The organism is Chryseobacterium sp. JAH, assembly GCF_001507335.1.
In the GTDB taxonomy this organism is placed as follows: Bacteria; Bacteroidota; Bacteroidia; order Flavobacteriales; family Weeksellaceae; genus Chryseobacterium.
On record NZ_LMAH01000001.1, the window covers coordinates 299,437 to 325,650 of the forward strand.

24 protein-coding genes are annotated in these 26,214 nt (G+C 35.1%); 16 read left to right on the plus strand and 8 right to left on the minus strand.

Annotated features, from left to right (window positions below; genetic code table 11):
• Positions 1–154 precede the first annotated feature (154 nt).
• On the minus strand, positions 155–1,027 hold the full coding sequence (locus AR685_RS01440; RefSeq protein WP_059123499.1) for a GLPGLI family protein: 873 nt from the start codon (positions 1,025–1,027) through the stop codon (positions 155–157).
• 362 nt (positions 1,028–1,389) lie between these two features.
• Here AR685_RS01440 and AR685_RS01445 point away from each other — a divergent pair, with 362 nt between their 5' ends.
• The 6 genes from AR685_RS01445 (at position 1,390) to AR685_RS01470 (ending at position 6,908) form a co-directional block, all read left to right on the plus strand.
• Positions 1,390–2,229, plus strand: a complete 840-nt coding sequence (locus AR685_RS01445) for an SDR family NAD(P)-dependent oxidoreductase (protein WP_059123500.1) — start codon at positions 1,390–1,392, stop codon at positions 2,227–2,229.
• 48 nt (positions 2,230–2,277) lie between these two features.
• A complete protein-coding gene (locus AR685_RS01450) occupies positions 2,278–3,192 on the plus strand; it encodes a helix-turn-helix domain-containing protein (RefSeq protein WP_047444086.1) in 915 nt (304 codons plus the stop codon).
• 105 nt (positions 3,193–3,297) lie between these two features.
• Positions 3,298–4,035: an SDR family oxidoreductase gene (locus AR685_RS01455; RefSeq protein ID WP_059123501.1), complete on the plus strand. Its 738-nt coding sequence runs from the start codon at positions 3,298–3,300 to the stop codon at positions 4,033–4,035.
• 20 nt (positions 4,036–4,055) lie between these two features.
• Complete coding sequence (locus AR685_RS01460) at positions 4,056–4,970, plus strand: helix-turn-helix domain-containing protein (protein WP_059123502.1); 915 nt, start codon at positions 4,056–4,058, stop codon at positions 4,968–4,970.
• 84 nt (positions 4,971–5,054) lie between these two features.
• Positions 5,055–5,951 carry an SDR family oxidoreductase gene (locus AR685_RS01465; RefSeq protein ID WP_059123503.1) on the plus strand — a complete coding sequence of 299 codons (897 nt, stop codon included), beginning with the start codon at positions 5,055–5,057 and terminating at the stop codon, positions 5,949–5,951.
• 42 nt (positions 5,952–5,993) lie between these two features.
• Positions 5,994–6,908 carry a helix-turn-helix domain-containing protein gene (locus AR685_RS01470; protein ID WP_059123504.1) on the plus strand — a complete coding sequence of 305 codons (915 nt, stop codon included), beginning with the start codon at positions 5,994–5,996 and terminating at the stop codon, positions 6,906–6,908.
• Here the strand turns inward: AR685_RS01470 and AR685_RS01475 are convergent.
• Positions 6,901–7,941 (minus strand): serine hydrolase domain-containing protein, encoded by a 1,041-nt coding sequence (locus AR685_RS01475; RefSeq protein ID WP_059123505.1) that lies wholly within the window; start codon positions 7,939–7,941, stop codon positions 6,901–6,903. The genes AR685_RS01470 and AR685_RS01475 overlap by 8 nt on opposite strands.
• Before the next feature lie 163 nt (positions 7,942–8,104).
• Between AR685_RS01475 and AR685_RS01480 the strand changes: the two genes are divergently transcribed.
• The 3 genes from AR685_RS01480 to AR685_RS01490 are packed head-to-tail and all read left to right on the plus strand — an operon-like array spanning position 8,105 to position 10,618.
• The gene (locus AR685_RS01480) at positions 8,105–9,289 is read left to right on the plus strand and encodes an MFS transporter (protein WP_059123506.1); all 1,185 of its coding nucleotides are present in this window, start codon (positions 8,105–8,107) and stop codon (positions 9,287–9,289) included.
• A gap of 25 nt (positions 9,290–9,314) precedes the next feature.
• The gene (locus AR685_RS01485; protein ID WP_059123507.1) at positions 9,315–10,013 is read left to right on the plus strand and encodes a DsbA family protein; all 699 of its coding nucleotides are present in this window, start codon (positions 9,315–9,317) and stop codon (positions 10,011–10,013) included.
• A gap of 23 nt (positions 10,014–10,036) precedes the next feature.
• Positions 10,037–10,618 carry a nucleosidase gene (locus AR685_RS01490; RefSeq protein ID WP_047444380.1) on the plus strand — a complete coding sequence of 194 codons (582 nt, stop codon included), beginning with the start codon at positions 10,037–10,039 and terminating at the stop codon, positions 10,616–10,618.
• Positions 10,619–10,753: 135 nt separating this feature from the next.
• Here AR685_RS01490 and AR685_RS01495 read toward each other — a convergent pair whose 3' ends face one another.
• Positions 10,754–11,671, minus strand: a complete 918-nt coding sequence (locus AR685_RS01495; protein WP_059123508.1) for a helix-turn-helix domain-containing protein — start codon at positions 11,669–11,671, stop codon at positions 10,754–10,756.
• 43 nt (positions 11,672–11,714) lie between these two features.
• Positions 11,715–12,455 carry an SDR family oxidoreductase gene (locus AR685_RS01500; RefSeq protein WP_047444094.1) on the minus strand — a complete coding sequence of 247 codons (741 nt, stop codon included), beginning with the start codon at positions 12,453–12,455 and terminating at the stop codon, positions 11,715–11,717.
• Between the two features lie 372 nt (positions 12,456–12,827).
• Here AR685_RS01500 and AR685_RS01505 point away from each other — a divergent pair, with 372 nt between their 5' ends.
• On the plus strand, positions 12,828–16,178 hold the full coding sequence (locus tag AR685_RS01505; RefSeq protein WP_059123509.1) for a DEAD/DEAH box helicase: 3,351 nt from the start codon (positions 12,828–12,830) through the stop codon (positions 16,176–16,178).
• A gap of 558 nt (positions 16,179–16,736) precedes the next feature.
• Positions 16,737–17,240: a hypothetical protein gene (locus AR685_RS01510; RefSeq protein WP_059123510.1), complete on the plus strand. Its 504-nt coding sequence runs from the start codon at positions 16,737–16,739 to the stop codon at positions 17,238–17,240.
• A 41-nt stretch (positions 17,241–17,281) separates the two neighbouring features.
• Here AR685_RS01510 and AR685_RS01515 read toward each other — a convergent pair whose 3' ends face one another.
• Positions 17,282–18,313, minus strand: coding sequence for a threonine aldolase family protein (locus AR685_RS01515; RefSeq protein WP_059123511.1), 1,032 nt, complete (start codon positions 18,311–18,313; stop codon positions 17,282–17,284).
• A gap of 85 nt (positions 18,314–18,398) precedes the next feature.
• Here AR685_RS01515 and AR685_RS01520 point away from each other — a divergent pair, with 85 nt between their 5' ends.
• Positions 18,399–19,052: a metal-dependent transcriptional regulator gene (locus tag AR685_RS01520; protein WP_059123512.1), complete on the plus strand. Its 654-nt coding sequence runs from the start codon at positions 18,399–18,401 to the stop codon at positions 19,050–19,052.
• A gap of 77 nt (positions 19,053–19,129) precedes the next feature.
• Here the strand turns inward: AR685_RS01520 and AR685_RS01525 are convergent, their stop codons facing one another.
• The 3 genes from AR685_RS01525 to AR685_RS01535 are packed head-to-tail and all read right to left on the minus strand — an operon-like array spanning position 19,130 to position 22,196.
• Positions 19,130–20,275, minus strand: coding sequence for a hypothetical protein (locus AR685_RS01525; RefSeq protein ID WP_047444099.1), 1,146 nt, complete (start codon positions 20,273–20,275; stop codon positions 19,130–19,132).
• 26 nt (positions 20,276–20,301) lie between these two features.
• Entirely contained in the window at positions 20,302–21,201 is a 900-nt protein-coding gene (locus AR685_RS01530; RefSeq protein ID WP_059123513.1) for a TssN family type VI secretion system protein, read from the minus strand.
• 53 nt (positions 21,202–21,254) lie between these two features.
• Positions 21,255–22,196: a type VI secretion system baseplate subunit TssG gene (locus AR685_RS01535; RefSeq protein ID WP_059123514.1), complete on the minus strand. Its 942-nt coding sequence runs from the start codon at positions 22,194–22,196 to the stop codon at positions 21,255–21,257.
• Between the two features lie 247 nt (positions 22,197–22,443).
• Between AR685_RS01535 and AR685_RS01540 the strand changes: the two genes are divergently transcribed.
• The 4 genes from AR685_RS01540 to AR685_RS01555 all read left to right on the plus strand — a co-directional run bounded on the left by AR685_RS01540 (position 22,444) and on the right by AR685_RS01555 (position 26,130).
• On the plus strand, positions 22,444–23,235 hold the full coding sequence (locus AR685_RS01540; protein WP_059123515.1) for a S1/P1 nuclease: 792 nt from the start codon (positions 22,444–22,446) through the stop codon (positions 23,233–23,235).
• Positions 23,236–23,602: 367 nt separating this feature from the next.
• Positions 23,603–24,469, plus strand: a complete 867-nt coding sequence (locus AR685_RS01545) for an RNA polymerase sigma factor RpoD/SigA (RefSeq protein ID WP_034757900.1) — start codon at positions 23,603–23,605, stop codon at positions 24,467–24,469.
• Positions 24,470–24,534: 65 nt separating this feature from the next.
• Complete coding sequence (locus AR685_RS01550) at positions 24,535–24,918, plus strand: hypothetical protein (RefSeq protein WP_059123516.1); 384 nt, start codon at positions 24,535–24,537, stop codon at positions 24,916–24,918.
• Between the two features lie 93 nt (positions 24,919–25,011).
• Positions 25,012–26,130: an FAD-dependent monooxygenase gene (locus tag AR685_RS01555; RefSeq protein ID WP_059123517.1), complete on the plus strand. Its 1,119-nt coding sequence runs from the start codon at positions 25,012–25,014 to the stop codon at positions 26,128–26,130.
• Positions 26,131–26,214: the final 84 nt, after the last annotated feature.

Below are 26,214 nucleotides of genomic sequence, written 5' to 3' on the forward strand. Positions count from 1 at the left end.
TTTTTCTTTGAAATTCCTCTTAGCATTTTCAGCAGACAGATGTAACAGATTTTCTTGAGCATTCATTGCTTCCTTTTGCGAGAACTTATTTTGAGAAAGTAGAAGGAATACAAGTACTCCTGCAGTGGTAAGCATTTTTTTCATTAGGTAAATTTTATTGGTATAAATTGAGATTCAGATAATTATTTTCTTTTTTAAATTTCTCTTTGGCACTCTTTTCCATTTCCTTCATCATTTCCTCCTGAGAAAGAGTTTTCCCGTCAAAAGATACAACTGCAGTTACCGTTGCAGTACCACCATTGGAAGAACCTCTCTGTCTGTAATCTTTTACAGGATCTTTCTTGTGTTCCCGCCATAGTTTGTTAAATTTTTCTTCAGTTACTGCAATTTCTCTTGCTTTTTTGTCTAGGCTCAGCGTTTGTTCGCCACTCACTTTTCTGCTGCCGACCAAGGTAAATGAGTGATCTCCTTTTGTATCTTCAATTTTCAGGATCAAACCTGGAAGTCCATAGAAATTGTAGGGACCGTCCTGCACCGGAATTTCGGGAGCAAACCATGCAATCCATTTTCTGCCGTTCAGACTGGCAGTTGCTTTCTGTACATTATACCCTAAAACTTTGTCTTTATCTGAAGTAATTTTCCAGTCGATTTTTCTATTGTTTTCAATCAAAAGTGGAGTGGAAGAAATTCTTGTTCGGAGTTTTGTCTGATAACCGGGATACATTTTTAAAACTTCGTCATCTACCTTTGCAGGTTTAAGCGAAGTAAAATCGAAATGATTATTCTGTGTCATTTTTGCATTTTTAAAGGTGGCCTGCATTGTAGAGTCGTACACTGCTTTTACCTGACTGTAAAATTTTGATCCGGTGGGTGAGGTTTCCAAAACCATCGTTTCTATGTCAGATTTATCACGGCTGAGAGAATCTAATCTAAATTTATATTCATACAAAAACTGATTAGACTGCGCACTGATTTGGTGGGTAGCTACAATGGTGAGTATTGCAAAAAGAGAAGTGATTTTTTTCATCTGCTATTTAATTTTAAAAAATTAAAAATAATAAAATAAATCACAATGTTTTGATAAAACACAGTTAATGTTTTACTAAATTATCATTGTTTTAAATAAGTGAATTGCAGTTGTACTTTACATCGTCAATCTTGTCATCTTGGGCATATAACAAGTTGAGGCGAAAACTATGATTATTAAATTTAATTGTATTGCAAAAGTAAATAATCATCAAAAATAATAATTTTAATCACAACCATTTGAAATTGATTGAAGAGGTCACCTTTGATTTAGCTACAACAATCTTTGATTTAGCCACAATTGTCTTTTAGATTCTGACCAACTTTGTACTGTAAAAATTAATCAATTAAAAACAATCAAAAATGGACACACAAAAAGTATGGTTCGTGACAGGAGCTTCAAAAGGATTAGGATTAACTTTGGTCAAAAGATTATTGGCAGAAGGTCATTCTGTAGCAGCGACTTCCAGAAATATTACTGAACTACAGAAAGCAGTGAGTGAAGAAAATGTATCATTTCTTCCGCTTGAAGTTGATTTGATTAACGAAAACTCTGTTGAATCAGCAGTTTCAAAATCGATAGAGAAATTCGGGAAGCTGGATGTTGTAGTGAATAATGCCGGTTACGGACAGTTGGGAACTCTGGAAGAAATTTCGGATTTGGAAAGCCGTCAGAATTTTGACACCAACGTCTTCGGTTCTCTGAATATCGTCAGAAAGACAATGCCTTATTTGAGAGAACAGAAAAGTGGATTCATTATCAACATCGCATCAATTGGCGGATTAACAGGAGAATTTGCAGGTTGGGGAATCTATTGTGCCACTAAGTTTGCAGTGGTAGGATTTACAGAAGCTTTGGCCGCTGAAGTTAAAGAATTCGGAGTGAATGCAACTGTGGTTTATCCTGGGTATTTCAGAACTGATTTCTTAACAGGTGGCTCACTCAGAACGCCAAAAACGGAAATTGAAGAATACACCGTAGCAAGACAACTTCAGACCGCACACGAAAAAGACATCAACGGAAATCAGCCGGGAGACCCTGAAAAAGCAGCTGTGGCGTTGATGGAATTGGTAGCACTGGAAAATCCGCCTGTACATTTGGTTTTAGGTTCTGATGCATTCGGAATTGCCGGAAATAAATTAAATGCGCTTCAAAGTGAAATTTCTGAGTTTAAAACGCTAAGTACATCTACAGATTATTAAATTTGTAAAGGCAACAGTTTCTTGCTGTTGCCTTTTAATTTTTAAGTTATGCATAACAGAAAATTATACACCATCGATACCATTTCTGAATTTCACAGAATTTCAGGATTGCCCAAACCTCAGCATCCGCTCATCAGTCTGGTAGATTACAGTTTGGTGGAATATCAAATCGAAGAATCCGAAATTAGCTGGGTTCAGGATTTGTATTTTATGGGTTTTAAAAGAGATATTCAGGGGAAACTTCATTACGGTCAGGGTCAGTATGATTTTGATGAAGGTCTGATGTGTTTTATTGCGCCAAGACAGTTAGTCAAAATGGTTATCAGCAAATATGAAACAAAACCTTCGGGATATCTTTTGGCTTTTCATCCTGACTTTATCTGGAATACACCTTTAGCAAAAACCATAAATAATTATAAATTTTTCGGATATGATGTGAACGAGGCTTTATTTCTTTCTGAAAAAGAAGAAGAGACGTTAATCGGACTTTTCAAAGGAATCGAAAAAGAATACCAATCGGGAATTGACCAGTTTACTCAGAATATCATTATTTCGCAGATTGAAGTCATTTTAAATTATTGCGAAAGATTTTATCAAAGACAATTCATTACCCGAAAAAAGACCAATCATCAGATTTTAGATAAATTAGAAATCATCCTTAAAGATTATTTTAACGAAAATGTGATGGATAAAGGTTTGCCGACCGCCAATTATGTCGCTGAACAATTGAACATCTCAGCTAATTATTTGGGGAGTTTATTAAAGCAATTAACAGGACAAACCACACAACAACACATCCACGAAAAACTGATTGAAAGAGCCAAAGAAAAACTGTCAACAACAGAACTTTCAATAAGTGAAATTGCCTATGAACTAGGGTTTGAACATTCGCAATCTTTCAGTAAACTGTTTAAAGCTAAAACGGATATTTCGCCTTTGGAATTCAGAAAGTCATTTAATTAAGACGTACAATTTATTTTCACCAACATTGCTACAGCAAAGACCAATTTGGTTATTTTTTTCACTTTGGCAATACAGAACTTTGCATAATAATTTAAACAAAACATTATGCAAAATCTTAAAGGAAAAGTAGTAGCTGTTACCGGAGCAAGTGCAGGAATCGGCAAAGCCATTGCGATAAAATTGCCAGAAAACGGGGTGAAAGTTGTTTTGGGAGCGCGGAACATTGAGCAATTGCAAAGCATAGTTGATTACATTAAAAACAACAACGGCGATGCAATCTCTGTAAAAATAGATGTGAGCAAAAAAGAAGATTTGATTCACTTTGTAAACGCTGCTGTTGAAAAATACGGAACATTAGACGTCATCATCAATAATGCAGGAGTGGCGCAGCTTAGCCGGATTGATGAACTGGATGTTGACGGCTGGGAGCAAATGATTAATATCAACATCAAAGGGGTTTTGTATGGAATGGCAGCCGCAATTCCTGTTTTCAAACAACAGCAGTCGGGTCATATTGTGAATATCATTTCTACCTCAGGAATCAAAATTGTTCCGACACAGGGGATTTATGCAGGTACAAAAAATGCTGTTCGTACTATTTCGGAAGCCTTTCGTCAGGAATCGGATGGGAAGATCAGAATTACGGGAATTTCGCCCGGCGTCGTGAAAACTGACTTTGCAAATCATATAAAAAATGAATCAATGAAAACTGTCATTCAGCAGAATATGGAACAATTAGCCATAAGCCCGGAAGCTGTTGCCGATGCTGTCATCTATGCCATCAGTCAGCCAAAAGAAGTTGAAATCGGTGACATCGTCATTCGTCCGGCAAAACAAAATTAATTATTATTAATCCTAATAAAATGCAGCAAAAAACAGATATCCATCACATCGCAAGCATCTCACAACTGATGCGTGAACTCGGATTGCCGGCGCCTTTGCATCCGCTGATTGCTTTGGTCAATTACAATGATGTTTCTGCCGAAATGCTGGAAAAGGGACAAAAGTTAAGTATTGATTTTTATAAAATTTCTTTTAAACCCGATTTTAAAGGACAAACGAAGTACGGACAAGGTTATTATGATTTTGAAGAAGGTGGATTGGCTTTCCTGAAACCCAAACAAATTGTCTATACGCCGGAAGATAAAGAGAGTTATGTGGGCTTTGCACTATATTTTCATCCGGATTTCATTCTGAATTATCCTTTAGGAAAACAGATAGACCAGTTCGGCTTTTTCTCGTACAATGTTTCCGAAGCATTGTTTTTATCGGCAAAGGAGAAAGACATTATCACCAGTTTATTTAACTCAATTGCTGCGGAGTTAACGAATAGTATTGATCATTTCAGCCAGAACGTTTTGGTCACACAAATTGAATTATTGTTAAATTACAGCAACAGGTTTTACAATCGGCAGTTCATTACAAGAAAAGCTTTGAACAACAATATCGTCAATCGGTTAGACCAATTACTGAAAAATTATTTCAATGATCGCAGCGGACTCAAGAATGGTCTGCCATCCGTGCAAAACATCTGTGCGGAGTTGCAATTGTCCCAACGTTATTTAAGTGATTTAATGAAATCATTGACGGGACTCAATACACAGCAATATATTCAAAATGCTATGATTGAAAAAGCCAAAGAAAAACTTTCAACAACCGAACTTTCCGTGAGTGAAATTGCATACGAACTGGGCTTTGAGCATTCTCAGTCTTTCAGTAAGTTATTTAAAGCTAAAACGGATATTTCGCCTTTAGAGTTTCGGAAATCTTTTAATTAAATTTTTTCGGCTACAGGAAAATACTTTTCGGCTACAAGAGTACAACAGCGAAACCTCAACTTTGCTTCATTAAAATATATCAAAATGAAAGTATTTGTTACAGGCGCTACAGGTTTTGTGGGAACAGCCGTAGTACAGGAATTATTAGCCAATGGTCATCAGGTTTTAGGATTGGCTCGTTCGGAAGAATCAGCAAACAAACTGATTTCAGCCGGCGCAAAAGCACACCGAGGAGATTTAAATGATTTTGAAAGTCTGAAATCAGGAGCTGAAGGTTCAGACGCAGTGATTCACTTAGGTTTCGTCCACGATTTTACAAGATTCGAGGAAATGTGCAAACTTGATGGCAAAGTCATTGAAACAATTGGTGAAGCTTTGGCAGGAACCGACAAACCATTTCTCATCACTTCAGGAACGGCACTTTTCTCAAAAGACGGACTTACCGTAGAAACAGACTGCTCAGTAAATCCTCATCCCAGAATTGCTACAGAAAATGCAGCCGATGCTGTTGCAGCTAAAGGTGTAAAAGTTGCGGTGATTAGATTGTCGCCATCCGTTCACGGGAAAGGTGATATCATTGGTTTTATCCCCACATTGATTAGGATTGCAAGAGAAAAAGGCAAATCTGCTGTAATTAATGATGGCAACAATTTCTGGCCCGCAGTTCATAAATTAGATGCTGCAAAATTATACCGATTAGCTTTGGAAAATCCTTTTGAAAGCGGAAAAAGGTATCACGCAGTTGCTGAACAGGGCATTCCGTTTAAAGATATTGCAACGTTTATCGCTCAAAGATTGCAGGTTCCGGTTGTTTCTCTATCCAATGATGAAGCGAGAGAACATTTTGGGTGGTTTGCGCATTTTGCAAAGCTTAATAATCTGACTTCAAATGAAGAAACCAAAACAGTTTTAAGTTGGGAACCACAACATCCAACTTTATTGGAAGATCTTGAAAACATTTATTTAGCTGAGCAACAATAATCTAAGACAAACATTCATTAAATTTGATTAAATATTAAACCTATGTCTGACGCGCCAATAAGAATAAAGACCATATCCCAATTCCATACTTTACGTGGTTTGCCGAAGCCAAAACATCCGCTCATCAGTGTAATTAATTTTGAAGATATGGCACCCGCTTTGGAAAGCGGAAAGCAGAGTTTGATATTTGATTTTTATATGATTTCTGTCAAACGGGATATGAATCATAAATACAGATACGGTCAGCAAGATTATGATTTCGATGAAGGTGTAATGTTTTGTATGGCACCGCATCAGATTCTAAGCGTTATCAGAGAAGAGCACGACAAAAATCCATCCGGATGGATGATGATGATTCACCCTGATTTTCTCTGGAATACGCCATTGGCAACTGCCATCAAAAAGTATGAATTCTTCGATTATTCGGTCAATGAAGCTTTATTTTTATCCGAAGATGAGGAAATTAAAATCCAGCAAATCACCGAAAACATTAAGCAGGAATACCAGACGAGTATTGATAAATTCAGTCAGAATATTATTATCTCTCAGCTGGAAACACTTTTGAATTATTCAGAAAGATTCTATCAAAGACAATTTTTAACAAGGCAAAAAGCACATCATCAATTCTTAGAAAAATTATCAATGCTGCTTAATAATTATTTTGAGAGAGATGATTCTAAAGAAAAAGGATTGCCGAGTGTTCAGTTTCTTTCAGACGAATTGAATATGTCACCGCAGTATATGAGAAGTCTTTTAAAAACTTTAACGGGACAAACCACACAACAGATTATACATGAAAAACTGATTGAAAAAGCCAAAGAAAAACTCTCCACAACCGAACTCTCTGTAAGTGAAATTGCTTATGAATTGGGGTTTGAACATTCTCAGTCTTTCAGTAAGCTGTTTAAAGCCAAAACGGATATTTCGCCTTTGGATTTTCGGAAGTCGTTTAATTAAAAGGCTTTACCAGTTCACTCTTAAGAATAATATCTTTAATCAGTGTTTCAAAATAATAAAAATTTTCACTGTTTTCATTCATTTGATTTTCCAGAATAATCAGACTGATATCAGATTCCGGAATATAAATATTTAATGAAGCAAAACCATCGCCCAATCCTGTATGACCTAAATATTTTACACCATGATTTTCTGCAATTCTGATATTGTAACCGTAACCCATTTTATCTTTTCCAAAAACGCTATGTTGAGATTGTACAGATTCTGTAGTCATCTTTCTGTACATTTTCTCGCTTAAAATTTTACCTTTATGAAGATTGTTATTCCATATTGAAAGATCTTTTGCTGTGGTTATTATTCCGTCGGCAGGTAAATTTTCTTCATTTATGAAAGAACTGTCAATAACTTTATAATCTTTTTGACTGATCATATGTCCACTTACCAGATTTCTTTGGTCGCCTTTTGAAAAGCAAAACGTGTTTTTCATTTTAAGATTATCAAATAATTCATTTGCAACATCTCTGTAAGCTTTACCTGAACTTTTTTCGATAATTTTCCCTAAAAGAATATTTGATAAATTCCCATATTTGAAATCGGTTCCCGCTTTGAATAGCAATGGTTTCTCAATGTCTGAGATTCCGTGGGTATGGTTTAAAAGCTGATGAACGGTAACAGAATCTGCCCAAGATTGCTTAAGATATGATAAATATTTTTTGATGGGTTTATCTAAATCGACTTTTCCTTTTTCAACCTCTTTTAAAAGCAAAACAGAAGTAATTTGCTTTGAATTTGACATGATTTCAAATTGATCATTTATTTCCAAAGGAATTTTCGCTTTAAGATTTCTCGATCCGGAAGCCTTTGAATATTTTGTTTTTCCATTTTTAGTAATCAAAATAACCCCGTTGAACGTACTGTGATTTTTAGTTTGAATTAAACTGTCGATTTTTGCAGACCAGCTTTTCTGATGTTGAGCAAACGTATGTATACAAAGAAATAAAAGGAAAGAAATAACAGTTTTACTTGTGATCATTTGTAGTTGAATTTCGAAATAATTTGATCCAAATATAAGATTTTAATCAACATATAGAGACTCATAGATTTTATCTTTTTCGATGATCAGCTCAGAAAAATAAGTACACAATGCCTACCTTTACTAAGTTTTTCACTAAAGATATTTTCAAATAGAAACTTTAATGCTCGATTCATCTTCTTCACGTATTTCAAAAACCGTGGTTTGGCTTATGGCCGTTATTTCCGGACTTGTTGTTGCCAATAATTATTATAATCAGCCTTTGCTTGGATTAATTTCTAAAGATTTTGATATTTCTGAAACCGCAGCGGGAAAAATTTCTGTTCTTACCCAGTTAGGTTATGCTTTCGGATTATTGCTCATCGTCCCTTTGGGAGATAAATTTTATCGTAAAAAACTAATCCTAATTGACTTGCTTTTGGTTTTTGCAGCATTATTGTGGATGACTTTTGCCACAGATGTCTGGATGTTGTATGTAGCAAGTTTGTTGATAGGAATTACATCCGTAATCCCACAATTGTTTGTTCCCATTGCCGCTGAATTGTCCTCAGAAGAAGAAAAATCGGAAAATATTGGATTGGTTGTCTCAGGTTTGCTACTAGGGATTTTGCTCTCCAGATTCGTCGGCGGAATTGTCGGTGAACTTTGGGGATGGCGCACAATGTACGCAATCGCAGCAGGATTGATGCTTGTAATTTGGATATTTGTTTACAAAATGCTTCCTGTTTTACAGCCTAATTTTAAAGGAACGTATATCGAACTGATGAGATCTGTAGCCCAATTAGCAAAAACTCAACCTGTTTTACAGCTGGCTTCATTCCGAGGTGCGATGGCTTTTGGGTCGATGTGTGCGCTATTCACAACCCTGGTTTTTCATATGGAGAGACCTCCGTTTGAGGTAGGTGCTTCTGTGGTGGGAAGTTTCGGTCTGGCTGGAGCGGTTGGCGCATTAGCTGCCGCCAGGGTAGGAAAGTTGCAAAATAAGATTTCTTTAAACAGAATTATCCGGTATGCTCTGTTGATTTTAATCGGAAGTTGGGGATTTACCTATTTTGCAGGAAATACATATTGGGGACTAATTGTTGGCGTTATCCTGATTGATTTAGGCGTACAGTCGAGTCATATTATGAATCAGACTAATTATTTCTTATTGAAAACCACTGCAGTTAACCGTTTGAATACCGTTTATATGGTTTCTTATTTCATCGGTGGCTCATTAGGTACTTGGCTGGCTTCTTTAGCTTGGCAATATGCTCAGTGGGAAGGAGTTTGTATGGTTGGTGTTGTAATGGGACTGCTGGCTTTGTCAGCACATATTCTCTTCTGTAAAAAAATAATTTCAAATTAATATATTTAACCTTAAAATAAAATTCATGAAAATAGAAATCTGGTCAGACGTCATGTGTCCTTTTTGTTATATCGGAAAGAAAAACTTTGAGCAGGCATTAGAAAAACTGCCATTTAAAGAAGAAATAGAAGTAGAGTGGAAGAGTTTTCAGCTGGATCCTACTTTAGAACTTGCAGAAACAAAGACTACAGCAGAATATTTCAGAGAAAAGAAAGGTTTTCCTGAGGAGCAGGCAAAGCAAATGACGGCTCAGGTTGTACAAATGGGTAAAGCTTCGGGTATTGATTTTAATTTTGAAAAAGCATTAATTACCAACACCTTTCCTGCGCATAAAATTCTGCATTTAGCTAAAAAGAACGGTAAATCTTCAGAGATGGAAGAAGAATTGTTCAAAGCTCATTTTTTGAAAGGTGAAAATGTAGGAAGTGTTGAAGTTTTATCAAAATTAGCGGAAAAACTTGGCATCAGTAAAAACGAAGCAATGCAAACGCTTAGTTCAGACGAATTTAATAATGAAGTGAATCAAGATATCACAGAAGGTCGTAATAACGGTATTACCGGAGTTCCTTTCTTTATTTTAAATGGAAAATATGCGGTCTCAGGAGCGCAGCCGACGGAACTTTTTGAGGAAGCTTTAACGCAAACGTATAACGAAACGGTGAAGCCATTTAAAGGTGCTTCGAGTAATGATTTGTCTTGCGATGCAGACGGTTGCAGTATTTAATCTACGCTATTTTCATATTTAAAATGATAAAAATAAACAATCAAACTACGTTTGCGGTTGAAGACACCCTTTTCGTCTTTGCTTTAGATTCTGAAGCCGGAAAAGCTTTTGATCACACGCAGAAACTCATCACCGGAATCGGAAAAGTAAGTGCAGCCATTGAACTGACTAAAGAAATCATTAGAAAAAAACCTAAGTTAATCGTGAATCTGGGCTCGGCAGGTGGAGTAGGTTTTCATAAAGGTGAGATCATCTGCTGCACACAATTTATCCAGCGTGATATGGATGCGCAGGGTTTAGGATTTAAAAAGTTTGAAACACCGTTATCCAATATCCCGATCGTTCTGGAAAACGGTTTAAAAATGGACGGGGTGGAAGAAGGAACTTGCGGCAGCGGCGACAGTTTTGAGATGAATCACATCAACACCGAATATAACGTCATCGACATGGAAGCGTATCCGTTGGCTCTCATTGCCATGCAGGAAAATATTCCTTTTTTATGTTTAAAATACATTTCCGATGATGCGGGGAGCGATGCCGCAGATGATTGGTCGGTACAGGTTCTTTTGGCTTCAGAAGCGTTTAAAAAGCTTTTGTTCAAGTAAGCCTTAAAAAATAAAAGTAAGCCATCTTTTGTAGATGGCTTATTGTTTCAGAATTCTAGTTCCAGTCACTGAATTTTGTTTAGCATTTGCAAAATTCAAAGCTTGGTATCCAATTAAATTAGTTCAGCTCTGATATCAGTTAAAAGAATTCCTAAATTCCAATGGCGTCACTTCAGTTTTATTTTTAAATAGTTTATTGAAAGACTGCGGATATTCAAAACCTAACTGATAAGCAATCTGACTAACAGATAAATTGGTGGTCGATAAAATCTCTTTCGCTTTATCAATCAGCTTCTGATGAATGTGCTGTTGAGCATTTAAACCCGTCAATTCACGTAAAATATCACTTAGATAATTCGGAGTAACATTCAACTGATTGGCTAAAAACTGAACCGTAGGAAGACCATTCTGTAACCCATTATCGCTGTTAAAATGATGATCCAGTAAAACATCCATCTGACTAAGCAAATCATTGTTCTTCACTTTTTGAAACAGAAACTGACGGTTGTAGAAACGGTTGCTGTAATTTAATAGTAATTCAATCTGGCTGATCATCACATCCTGACTGAAATGGTCGAGACGCTGACTGAGTTCATCTTCAATATTTCCGAACAGGCTGAAAATGGTCTGCTGTTCAGATTCAGTCAATTGCAAAGCTTCATTGGCTCCGTAAGAAAAGAAACCATAATTTTTGATATTTTTTGCCAGCGCATAGCCCCTGAGAAAATCGGGATGAATCAGGAGCGTCTGTCCTTCACAGTTTCCGTTGCTTTCGTCCTCTGCAATCAATTGATGCGGCGCCATAAAAGAAAGTCCGCCATTCTGAAAATCATAATGATGCTGTCCGTATCTGATTTTTCCACTGAGTGCTTTTTTGTACGAAATCTTGTAAAAATCCATTACCATTCCTTTGGCAATATCCGAGACATCACCGGAAATATCCTTGTAATCATTCAGAGAAATCAGCGGATGTTTAGGCTCAGGCATTCCCAGCGCTTTGTTCATCTCAGTGATGGTATGAAAGACGTACGGAATATGCGTGTTTTTTTTCATAAGATTTCAATACAAATATAGCAATAACTTTATTCTAAACCGACTACATTGGCTGAGCAGTCGGGCGGATAATCATTTCGCTGATGTCTACGTCTTCAGGTTGACTGATCACATATGAAACTGCTCTGGCAATACTTTCTGCAGAAATCGCCATGCCCGCCAGCTGACCGATGAATGGTTTTACTTTTTCGTCGGTAATCGTATGTGTCAGTTCAGATTCTGTCACGCCCGGCGAAATAATGCTGGTTCTGATGTTGTAAGGTTTCACTTCCTGTCTCAGACCTTCACTGATGGCTCTTACGGCAAATTTTGTCCCGGAATAAACCGCACTTGAAGGTGCCACTATATGACCTGCGACTGAAGATACATTGATAAAGTGACCACTTTTCTGTTGTATAAAGTGAGGCAAAACCGCGCCGATTCCATACAGAACACCTTTGATATTCACATCAATCATCTGTTCCCATTCTTCATAAAGTAGACTTTCAAGCATTGAAACCGGCATCACTCCCGCATTGTTGAATAAGACATCGATTTTTCCGAAATTTTTCAAAGTATGGTTCACCAATGCTTCTACATCTGCACGTTTGCTGACATCAGTGGCGAAAGCCAGAGCTTTCCCTCCTTCGGCCGTGATTTCTGCAACCAAATCATCCAGTTTTTCTTTTCTTCTTGCGGCAAGGCTCAAAACTGCTCCTTCTTTTGCTAATAATTTTGCTGTTGCGAAACCTATTCCGCTGCTCGCTCCGGTGATGATGATCACCTTTCCTGAAATATTACTCATTATATTATTTTTTTGTAGAGCAAAGATGAGGTACACGTTGTCAATTGAAGTATCCATAGCAAGGAAAAGAGTATCCAAAATGAAATGGGTTGCTGAATTATAAAAAGGAGGAAATCACGGTATATCTCTTGCGGAAAACACTCCTTCAGTGACGAACTTTCCCTTATTAATAGTTAGGTAATGTACTTGATCTATTACATAGCAGTCCCGAAACAAAATATTTTAAGCACACAATGCACAACGAAAACTTCGTCTTTTTTTATTAATTTAGCCCAAATTAAAACTTTGACGATGATTTTTTCGATTTAAGAACATCAATAAACATCACATAAAAAACTAAATTCATCGTACTACCCACGTCTCATCAGCAAAATGCAGGAACTTAGAAATCAATACATCTTTGAAAATATAGACCTTTCGGTTTTTTCTATTTTTGATCTTCAAAAGCATTGCTCAGAAATAATGCATATTGAGAGGGAAAACTTAAAGGATATTCAGCCATATTGTATTGAGATCAATGCCGGAGTATTTATAAAACCTTCTTCCAACATTGATTTTCCAAGTGTTGCAATCAATTTTATAGGAAGTTCTCTCATTGTAGACTGTCCTTGCGATGTTCCGAAGACCAGAATGTGTAGCCATCAGGCTCAGGTTTTATACACCATCATCGAGCGTCAGGATTTGCGAATTTTCTTTGATGAAAAACTCAGACAAAAAAAATTACTAGGCTTTGCAAAAGATTATGGATTGGAAAATGAGCCCTATCTCGACGATTATTTTCAATTAGAACATGTCAACACTTCCTTACGCATCGAACCCACAATTAAAGAACTGATAAAGCCCGATTCTGATGAGCTAAAACAAAAATTATTGCCTAAAAATACAGGAGAATTTCATATAGTCAATACTCAAAGTCAGTCAAAAAAAATGTTTTTGGTTATTAAAAAACATAGATATGATCAGCGGTTCAGCATTGAACTGTTTGAAGGAGAAACCACAAAGTCGGGAAAAATTAAAAACCCAATTACAGCGGTCCATCCTTCTAGTTTAATCTGGAATGCAGAAACTATCGATGAAGCAAAATTCTTTACAGCAGTTGCTAAATTTCAGAATAATGAACATGAAGAAAAAAACGAGGCTGATGTCGAAGCGCTAAAGGTCGTGGTAAAAAATCCGCTAAATCTGCAGACATTTTATCACGACAAAGACATTTCAGAGAATATTTCGGCAAAATCTATCGTTTCTTTTGATTTACAATTATTGAATGCAGATATTGAGCTGTCAGTTTTCAAAAAAGAACCCTTCTTTGAAATTACTGGCGGACTGTGGCTAAGCGATGTTTTGCAGCCGTTTAAAAATCTAAAAATCCAGTTTAATTATTTCCTTTCCCACGACAAAACGCTGCATCTGATGACCAATTTGGACATGCTCCGTGTCCTAGAATTTTTTAAATCGAACCGGGAGATTTTGTTGGTTCATTCATCTAAATTTGAGGAATTTAAAAAAACTATTCTTGCCAATTTAGAAAAACAGATTAAAATCAATTATGCCTACATACAACCAGCTACCAAAAAGCAACTGGCAGAAAAATCATTTGACGAAAAGGTTGAAAAAATCATTTATCTAGCAGACAAAAAAGATTATATTTCGATCACTCCAGTCATGAAATATGGTCCGGTAGAAATTCCTGTTTTTACAAGAAAACAGATTTTTGACAACGACCAAAACGGCAATGTTTTTAAAGTGGAAAGAGATGAAAAAGAAGAAATAAAGCTGACAGCGACCATCATGCAGCAGCATCCCGAATTTGCTGAACAGATTGAAGAATACGAGTATTTTTATCTTCACAAAAACAAATTTCTAGACGAAGAATGGTTTTTGGAAGCTTTTGAAAAATGGAGAAATGAAGGCATAGTTATTTTAGGTTTTAATGATTTAAAAAAGAATAAACTCAATGCCAACAAAGCAGTAGTTTCTATCAACGTGGTGAGTGGAATCAATTGGTTTAATGCCGAAGTCAATGTGAAATTCGGGACTCAAAAAGCAACTCTGAAACAGCTCCATAAATCAATAAGGAATAAAAATAAATTTGTACAGTTGGACGACGGTACCCACGGAATTCTACCCGAAGAATGGATGAAAAAACTGAACCGTTATTTTCAGTCAGGTGAGATCTATGACGAACTTTTGCGGTTGCCAAAAAGTAATTTTTCTGATATTAAAAACCTTTTTGAGCAGGACGTTTTAAGCAAAGAAGTTACTGAGGAAATTGATACTTACAACAAAGCGTTTTTTGATGATATAAACATTCCCGAAAGTGAAGTTCCGGCAGAAATAAATGCCACGCTGCGCGACTACCAGAAACAGGGGCTCGACTGGCTGAATCATTTGGATAATTTCAGTTTTGGAGGTTGTCTTGCCGACGATATGGGACTGGGAAAGACTTTGCAGATTATCGCTTTTATTCTTTCACAAAATAAAAAACGTTCTGAAAACACCAATCTTGTTGTGGTGCCAACTTCTTTACTGTTCAACTGGCAGGCCGAAGTAGAAAAATTTGCTCCTTCGCTTAACATAATGACGCATTACGGGGCCAATAGAATTAAAAACACAAGTCAGTTTGCAGGTCACGAAATTGTGCTGACCACTTATGGAAAGCTGCTTTCCGATATTCGGTTTTTAAAAGAATTCAATTTCAATTATATTTTTCTGGATGAATCTCAAGCCATTAAAAATCCAAATTCTGAACGGTATAGAGCTGCGAGATTATTGACATCGAGAAATAAAGTAGTCTTAACCGGAACACCCATTGAAAACAATACTTTCGATATTTACGGACAGCTTTCTTTTGCCATTCCGGGACTGTTGGGAAGTAAGGAATATTTCAGAGATATTTATTCGACCCCGATTGATAAATTTGAATACACCAAAAGAGCTATTGATTTGCAGCAAAAAATAAAACCATTTATCTTAAGAAGAACAAAAAAACAGGTCGCCAAAGAACTTCCCGATAAAACTGAAATGGTGATTTACTGCGAACTGGGAGAGGAGCAAAGGCGAATTTATGATGCATATGAAAAAGAATTGCGGGAATATATTTCGGCAAAAGACGAAGATGAAATTGCTAAAAACAGCATGCACGTTTTGACAGGATTGACAAAATTGAGACAGATTTGTAACTCTCCAGCTTTATTAAAAGATGAAGAACAATTTGGCGACAGTTCTGCAAAAATTGACGTTCTGATGGAGCAAATTGAAAACAAATCTTCTCAGCACAAGATTCTTGTTTTTTCACAGTTTGTATCTATGCTTGATTTAATTAAAAAAGAATTAGAGCAAAGAAATATTTCATTCGAATATCTGACAGGTCAGACCAAAAACAGAGCCGCAAAAGTAAACGAATTTCAGGAAAATGAAGAGGTGAGGGTATTTTTAATAAGTCTGAAAGCCGGCGGAACAGGTTTGAATCTAACAGAAGCTGACTACGTGTATCTCGTCGACCCATGGTGGAATCCCGCAGTAGAAAATCAGGCAATAGACCGTTGTTACCGCATCGGACAGAAGAAAAATGTAATTGCTGTGCGTTTGATTTGTCCAAATACGGTCGAAGAAAAGATCATGAAACTTCAGCAATCCAAAACTCAATTAGCGAATGATTTGATTGTGACAGATCACTCGGTTTTCACTAAATTATCGAAGAAGGATTTGATGGTAATTCTGTAGAAAATTAACAAAATGTAAAATCTATTGAATGACGAAATCTCAAATATGAGAAATTAAATAATCGCAAATTTTCATGAAAAATCAAAATTAACTTTTTTCATTGACAAACTATAAATCAATCATTTATAATTCTGGAAACATTTTCAATTTAACATAATATAAATTATAGGACTTTTTGAAAGTCCCAGTTTTAGTGTTTAACGATATATAAAATTCTACAATCATACCTTTTTTAATGTATCGATCGATCTCAAGCCCTAGGTCTGTTTATTGTATAAATTAATTTAACAACCACCCAACGACCGATTCATGAAGTTTTTGAAATATAGTATGTGTCATTTTTTTTGATTGTAGCTGTAAAAATATCAAAACAAAAAATAGAACAGATTCTCAGCGATTAGAAAATGTTTATTTTGGAAGATTATTTGCATAAGCATAACAGTCAGTAATAAATCATAATCATTTTTTTAAAATATTAATTTATTACGAATATTTTTTCGGATAAGATTACAATCATTACATTAGCAAAAGAAATCAATTTAACATTTATAAAAGACTATGAAAAAGTACATTCTTTTAGGTTCGTTGTCATTATTTTTAATGAACTGTAATAAAAAAACAGAATCTCCCGTAACTGCAACTACCAGCGAATCCATTGAAGACTCCACAGCTACCGTAATTGATACTTTGGGTACAAAATCATTTTGTTATTTGGGTGTCACAGGTAAAGACAGTGTATTTGTAAGTATCGATGACAATTTAGGTACGGTGACCGGAAAAATGAGTTACAAAAACAGCGAAAAAGACAGCTCAAAAGGCGATCTTGTAGGATTTAAATCTGGCGATACCCTGAAACTTACTTACGAATTTGCATCCGAAGGTACAACCAGTAAAAGAGATATTTTCTTCATTCAGAAAGACGGAAATCTTTTGGAAGGCATAGGTAATCAGAAGGATGAAAATGGTGCCATGAAATATGCTGACGAAAAGAAAATTGCTTACAAGGACGGGCAAAAATTGGAAAGCGCAGACTGTGCGAAGGTTTCAAAAGCTTTAAAATAAAAAATGTCATAAAAAATGCAACTCAAAAAGTTGCATTTTTTTTATACGTGATCGTTGATAATTTTTATAAAATCATCTACTGCCTGTTCATTTGTATTCCATGAGGTAATCAAACGGATGGCTGAAGAATTTTCATCAATATTTTTCCAAATATAAAATTCAAATTTTTCTGATAAAACATCGATAAGCTTATGATTTACAATCGGAAAAATCTGATTGGTATAGGTATCTGAAAGAAATAGAATCTCTTTTTTCAACAGAGCACTTTTAATTTTCATCGCCTGCTGATTGGCGTGTCTTGCCAAATCAAAATACAAATCATTTTTCATCAATTCCAAAAACTGAATTCCTAGCAATCTTCCTTTTGCCAATAAAGCACCTTTTTGTTTAATGTTGAACGCAAAATCTTCCTGTAACGATTGATTGTTGATGATGATTGCCTCTCCTATCAATGCTCCGTTTTTTGTACCACCTAAGTAGAAAACATCAGTCAATTTAGCAATATCTTCTAAATTTAAATCATTGATTTCTGAAGTTAAAGCATGTCCCAATCTCGCGCCATCCAGGAATAAATACAAACTATTTTCCCTGCAAAAGACAGAAAGATCTTCCAACTCTTTTTTTGAATAAGCAGTACCCAGTTCTGTAGAATTTGAAATATATACCAGCTTCGGCATCACCTGATGCGGAATATTTTTATGATTTTCTAAGACAGGAATAATGTCGGATGGTGATAATTTCCCATTTTTTTTTTCAATACTTAGAATTTTATGTCCAGTTGCTTCGATTGCTCCGGTTTCATTATTGAGAATATGTCCAGTAGAAGCCGAAATTACACATTGATAGGGCTTTAAAATAGAGGAAATTACAATAAGATTCGCCTGAGTTCCTCCTGAAACAAAATAAATAGCAGCGTTTTGATTATTTATTCTTTCTTTGAGTAAATCTTTGGCTTTTAATGAAAACTGATCTTCTCCGTAACCGGCTTGCTGATCAAGATTATAACGTACAAGTGCTTCAAGAATTTGGGGATGACAACCCTCAGAATAGTCGTTTTTAAATGAAAATTTCATGTAGTAAATTTAAAAAAACTTAAAATAACAAGCCCAAATTTTAAATAATATTTTGTTAGATTTGTAATGAAAAGTATCTAACATCTTGAAAACAACACTAACCGAAGAAAATTATCTGAAGGCTTTGTTTCATTTAGTTGACAATGAAGGTAAAGTAACGATTAACGAATTGAGCAAATTTCTCAACGTAAAAATGCCCAGCGTTAATAATATGATGAAGAAATTTTCAGAAAAAAAATGGGTTATTTACGAAACGTATAAACCTCTGCGAGTTACCGAAAAAGGCAGATGTGAAGCCGCATTGGTTGTAAGAAAACATAGATTAACCGAAATGTTCTTGGTTAAAAAAATGAACTTTGGCTGGGAAAATGTGCACGAAATTGCTGAGCAGTTGGAGCACGTTCACTCCCAAATCTTTTTTGATAAAATGGATGAAATTTTAGACCATCCAAAGTTTGATCCCCATGGTGAACCCATTCCTGATAAAGACGGAAATATTATTTCCATGGATCTGCGTAAACTTAGCGACTGCAAAGTAGGAGAAAATGTAGTTTTTGCCTCTGTGACTTTATCAGACGATGCTTTTTTAAATTATCTTACTGAGAGAAAGCTTCTTTTAAATACAAAAATTAAAATTGTTAAGATTGAGGATTTTGACAAGTCAGTAACCGTTGAAGTTGGCGAGAAACAGGAAGTTTTAAGTAAAAAAGCAACCGAGAAAATTTTAGTAAAAAAATAAAAAATCTGAATTTTAAAATGATAATAAAAAATCCCGGACTTTGTAGTTCGGGATTTCTATTTTTAAAAAGAAGGAGATTAATCTAAAACACTCCAACCTCTCTTCGGGTTCGTGTTTGAAGACACTTCCTGCTCATTAACAATAATATTTTCTTTTCGCTGACCGATGTAATCCAGTTCGCTTAATTTTGAGAAGATAATTTCTAAACTTCTCAGCATCTGCTGAATGTATAAAAGTGGTTCTCCACAGTTATGATGATCGTAATTGGTTTCTGCAACAGTTGATAATTGATTGAGTAAAGTATGAGGTGCAATTTCGCTCCATTCCAAACTATAGTTTAACATTTCTTCCAATTCTGCAGGTACAAGAACCTGTGTTGCATTGTACATTCTTAAAGCCAATTTTGCAAAAGATTCAATCAAAAAAACCGGCGATTGATAAGGAATGACATTTCTAAACTGGAAATACATATCTCCGAAAGTATTGACCAAAACCGTACACAGAGATTTTACATTCAGTGCTAAAGCTGTATTCTGATTTTTGTGCGAAGCCTTCTGAATGATTTTAAAAGCATATTGCTGCAAATTTCCAATCGATTTTGCGTACCCATTATAGTAATCAATCAAGGCAGGATGACTTTGAACAGAAGTACACGGCGGAATAAAATTTGCATTAACCTGTGTAATATTTCCTTTAAAATCAACCTTTCCAACAACCAAATAATTTCCTCCTGAATAACTGCTGTTTAATGAAGAAACCGGCAGTAATTCGATATGATAATTGGCATGTGCATTCGGATGTCTTGGCGGAATTTCTTCCGGGTCAATATCTCCAAAAGGAACTTTATCAAAAGGATTCACGGAAATTAGAATATAGTATTCACCATCGATATTATCACCCTCCATGTTCAGTGACTTCGCCAAAGATTTTACGCTTACTCTCCTATCTCTTAGCTCGATTCTATAACCTGCTAACGTAACAGCACTGCAATGTTTGATAACTAGCTGCACATCATTTGTTGCAGTATTGTGAACATCAAAGATTGTTTTATCTGTAAACTCGTTGGGAATCGGCAGCAAACCGTAGTTATATGTTGTAATCGCCAAAGAATTGGCATCTCGGATTGTATCTATTAAAAAATTGTCCTGATCATTAAGGTGTCTCTGGGAAACTTTCATCCCGTCGACCCAGTTGATCGCAAAATGTTTGATTGGCTGTATCATAGTAATACTTTTTTTAAAATTTGTGATTATGCTTTTCGTTTTCCTTCTTCTTCATGCTGAATAACCCTTTTGCAGATTACCACTTCATTTTCAGAAATACTGTTGGTGCTGATATCCTGATCAAAATCGATGTATTTTCTAAAACTGAAAAAGGATTTTTTGGTATAAAATATCCAGTAATAAGGCTCTCTAGTTTCATCAGAAAGATGAATTATCGATTTTGGATTTTTATGATTGTAGTCGTCTACTACGCGGAAAAACCAGTCTCCAAAAGTTACACCTGTTGGTAAAGTCTTAGCTTTAATTCTGAATCGGTTGGCATCTTCAAGGTTTTTGCTCAATTCAACATTCAATACCATTAATCGGTCAAAATCTGCTCCTTCAAAATCCGGCGGCTTCTGATCTGGAGAATATCTCCACGTTTTATAAATGTCGACAGGAATACTGATAAACTGAATATAACAGTAATGAAAAACCATCGGAACAAAAAATATCAAAGCACTTGTAGCAGACATTACGGGATAGCCTTGGTCTTTGCTGATCCATTTAAAAATAAGGACAAATAAATACGATCCCAAAAGAACGCATGTGATCGAAAGTATCGATTCAAACAAAATGCTCAAGCCGAATGACTGAATATGCTTTCTAAAGTACCGATGCATTAAATTAACATGGAAGATCCCCAGTAACAAGTAAATTGCCTGAGAAATCAAATACCAATAAGGATTGAATAGATTTCCTGAGAAACCGAAAAAACCGGGAATTGCCAGGCAAAGACTGCACAGCAAAACATAAATGATGATTACTTTAATTTTAATTGCAGGCTGATTTCTTCTGATGGCACTCATGATGCCCATCATAATTACCGCCAGCAACGGCACTAATATAAATCTTAAAAATACACCTTTGACTGATGAAAATTCCATTTAATTCAATTAATAATGATTGTTATTGGTGATTGTAAATATAATAAAATATTTTACAGAAAAGTAGAGAAACCTAGCCTGTTTGAATTTCTTTCGTCATCTTCCAGCATGAATGAATATTCTTTCTTTTCGGTAATAAAATTTTCTTCAATATCGACGTTTACAGGTAAGCAATAATCATACAGAGCCTGAAGAACATTTCTGAAAGAATTTCCCGGAATATATCTTTTAATTTCATCGTAAGGAATCGGGCCTACATTGACGACCCAATTTCTTTCACCATCCATGTGTTTTCCGCTTGGGATGTAAGTAACTCCCAATCTTGAATTCCCCAATAATATAGAATCATCCTCCTCTTCAATTCTGTCGATAACATTTGGGCTAAATGTAATTTCTACAGGAACCTTCAAAAATGACGTCATACAACGCTCAAACCATTTTTTGTCACCTCTAATCTGATGAAAAAACGGAAGAATATGAATGAAAATATAAGCATTCTTTTTATCCAGCATCTTCACAACCGGCCAGAGTTCCGAAAATACTGTTAGAAGTGAATCCGTATCGCTTGCCAAATCAAAATCATATTCTTTTAATAAAGCACTAATTTCTGTAAAAAATATTTCAAGTTCAAAAGGCATGAAAAATTTCCGTGCATCCTCTTCTACCCTTTTTTGCTTTCGGATTTCATTTACCACACTTTCTACGTTTTTTCTCGAACCGTTGAAAGACGGAGGGTGAAAAAGCCCTTCAGGTAAATAGTCGTAAATACCTTCTCTATAGGTTTTTATGCTGAGAACTTCCTCATCAAAACCAAGATATTGACTCGAGATACTTTTGATATCCTTTAGATAAGCCCTGTCGTTGATTCCAATTCTGTCGATGAAAATATTGCTTACTGCCCGATGGTATTTCAGGAGATTGACTGCAACTGCTTCAGCTTTAAAATCTGTCTGCAGTTTATTATAATGCATATCTAAAATGCTATTGTCGTACATACTTTGTGTTTCGTGATTCTGGTTATTAGTGTAAAGATAATATATCTCTCAAATTTGAAAAAAATATTCCTTACAAATTTTTAAATATTTTGTAACTCCAATTTAGTAATAATATTTATAATGAATGATTAGAAATTACAAATTAAATTTATTTAACAATCGATAATATCATAAGAAAATATTTCTATTTTTCGCTCACTTTGAAAACTCTATCCTATCTTTGCCTTCTAAAATTATTATTAAAAAAATGAAAAGTATTTATTCTAAAATGCTGCTTTTACTAATGATCTCCAGCTCAGTATATTCTTTTGCGTGGGGATTGACAGGACACCGAGTAATCGCAGAAATTGCAGAAAACCACTTATCTGGTAAGGCAAGAAGAGAAATAAGAAAAATGATGGGGCAAGAGCGTTTGGCGTATTGGGCAAACTGGCCGGATTTTATCAAGTCTGATACAACAGGAGTTTGGAAGCAGACTTCAGTTTGGCATTATGTGAATATCGATCCACAGACAGATTTCACATCGTTTGAAAAAAATCTGAAAGCTCAGGCAGGGCCAAGTCTTTATTCTCAAATTAAAACTTTATCTACTCAGATTAAAGACGAAAAAACGTCGGAAAAAGACAGAAAAATTGCTTTGATTTTCCTGATTCACATGATGGGAGATCTTTCTCAGCCAATGCATACCGGAAAATCCGAAGATTTAGGCGGAAATAAAATTAATGTCACCTATTTTGGTGAAAAAACAAATTTACATTCAGTTTGGGACGGTAAATTGGTTGATTCTCAAAAATACAGCTACACAGAATACGCAAAACTTTTAGATATTAAAACGAAAGATGAAGTAAAGCAAATACAATCCGGGACGTTAGAAAACTGGTTGTACGATTCTCATCAGATTGCCAATAAAATCTATGCACAAACTCCGAATGACTCAAAATTAGCTTACGATTATCAGTACAAATTTAATGATACCATGGAGAGACAGCTTCTTTACGGAGGCTTGAGACTGGCTAAAGTACTCAATGATTTGTTTTAAAAATGAATCGTGAATAAGTCAATTTTTAAACTCTAATAATATAAAGTGAAACTTCTGTTTCACTTTTTTTTAACCGTTAATTTGATGCATCAGTTCGAGTTTTTCGAAGTGAAACAAAGAAAAATGCATCGAAAACCCGTGAACGTCATACAAATAAGTCATTAATCAAAACTTCTCAATACGCTTCTTTGAGGGCCATTCCGCATGAAGAGTGATACATGAATAGTCTGATAAAACAAGAGCGATAATTTACAACTAAAAATCCAACATCATTTTAATTAAATAAAAAATAATTAAAACAAGTGTAACCTTTTGATTGTTTCAAACGTATAATATACAGTAACTCTATTTTTGAGAATAACAATTAATGAGACAATTAAAAATAACCAAGCAGGTAACCAACAGGGAAACCGCTTCACTAGACAAGTATTTGCAGGAAATTGGTAAAGTAGAATTGATTACCGCAGACGAAGAAGTTGATTTGGCACAAAAAATTCGCGCCGGAGACAGAGTCGCTTTGGAAAAATTGATCAAAGCCAACCTTCGTTTCGTAGTTTCAGTTTCTAAGCAGTACCAAAATCAGGGGCTTTCTCTTCCCGATTTGATAAATGAAGGGAATTTAGGATTGATGAAGGCTGCAAAAAGGTATGATGAAACAAGAGGTTTTAAATTTATCTCTTACGCCGTATGGTGGATTCGTCAATCGATTTTACAGGCTTTGGCTGAGCAGTCGAGAATTGTAAGATTACCGCTGAACAAAATTGGTTCGATCAACAAAATCAATAAAGCTTACGCTCACCTTGAACAGGAAAACGAAAGACCACCTTCTCCGGAAGAATTGGCTGAAGTTTTGGATATGAGTGAAGAAGACATCAAAGAATCAATGAAAAACTCCGGAAGACACCTGTCGATGGATGCACCATTGGTAGAAGGTGAAGATTCTAACTTGTATGACGTATTGCGTTCAGGAGAATCTCCAAGCCCGGATAAAGATTTGATGCTTGAATCTCTTCAGATTGAAATTGAAAGAGCTCTAAACACTTTGACTCCGAGAGAGGCAGATTTGGTAAGACTATATTTTGGACTGAACGGTAAACATCCAATGACTTTGGAAGAAATCGGTGAAACTTTCGATCTTACAAGAGAAAGAGTTCGTCAGATTAAGGAAAAAGCAATTAAAAGACTGAAACACAATACCAGAAGTAAGATTTTGAAGTCTTATTTAGGTAAATAATTTTAGTTTAAATAATTATTAAGCGGAGTTTGAATTTTCAGACTCCGTTTTTTTTATATTTGAATATGGAAATCTATTTAGCTTTTGGAACACTAATTTTTCTCTTTACTATAGGAAATCTAGCATTTCACAATTATAATAAAAATAAGCATGAAAAGTTTTTAGCATCTTTATCCGGAAAAGAATTTATCAAATTGAATAGTATAAATACTGATATTGATATATCAAGTAGTAACTCTATTTATAATTATCAGATTAATAAATCTACCATCATTCTTTTGAACGACCATATTTTTTTACTTATCAAAAGTAAAATTTTTAAGGTAGCTCAACCTATCCTGCAAATAAGCAGGATTGAAAATAGAGAAAATTTTGCTTACGTTTGGGAGGAAATCACTTATATTTCAAAACAGAAGGTTGATGATAAAATTAGAATTAAAGGTTATTAAAAAAGAGGATTAGCAAAAATCGATTACAGAATTATTTTGGATTTTAGCGAAAAAAAATATGATTTAATTTATTTTAAATTTTAATAATTTTAAATGAATCCAATCTCAATCATCGGCGCCGGAATTGGTGGTTTGACTTTAGGAAATATTCTGAAGCAACAAAATTTAGACTTTACCATTTACGAATCTGCGCAGGAAATAAAACCTGTCGGAGCAGGAATCATGATGGCCGTTAATGCAATGCAGATTTTTGAAAAATTAGATTTAAAAGAAAAAATTGAAAACGCCGGAAACAAAATTCATGGCATTTTTATTACCGATGAAAAACTAAAAACTATCTCAACAACGAATGTTCTGGCTTTAGAAAAGAAATTCAATTCATGTAATGTTGCGATTCACAGAGCAGATTTACAGAATATTTTAGCCGAAAATTTAGGTTTTGAAAATATTAAACTTAATCACAGTTTAAAAACGATTGAGAAGAAAGAAAATTATCATTTACACTTTGAAAACGGAAACGAAGTCGAAAGCAAAATTGTTTTCGGAGCAGACGGAATTCATTCTAAAGTCCGTAATCAAATTTTAAAAAACAGAACGATCAGAAATTCCAAGCAAAAATGCTGGCGTGGATTAACTGATTTTTATCTTCCTGAACAATATTTTCATCACGCTTTGGAAATATGGGGAAAGGGGAAACGTTTTGGTTTTGTGAAGCTTTCTGAAAATAAGGTGTATTGGTACGCTTTAATCAACGAAAATAATTATAGAGAAAACATAGATTTAATTGAGACTTTCAGCGATTTTGATCCGATAGTTTTACAGATTCTAGAAGCTACAAAACAGGAAAATATTATTTTAAATGATATTATTGACCTCGCTCCCATCCCGAAATGGTCTGCAGAAAATCTTTGTCTTATTGGCGATGCAGCTCATGCCACCACTCCGAATATGGGACAAGGTGCCTGTCAGTCCATTGAAGATGCTTATGTGCTTGGAAAATTATTGGAGAAAAGTAGAGATTTTAATTTTATTTTTGAAGAATTTCAAAAAATCAGAATGAAAAAAGTTGATTATATCGTCAATACCAGTTGGAAAGTCGGACAGATTTCTCAGTGGGAAAAAGGAAATGCTTTACGAAACTTCGTGATGAGATTAATTCCTGAAAAAACTAGTCAAAAAATGATTGAGAAAATTCTACAGCTGGAAATGTGATTTTTTCAATTCTCTGATTGCTGATTATTATTTTGCAAATTATTCGAAAGATCTTTGTTGAAAATTTCTAAATAGATAAATAAA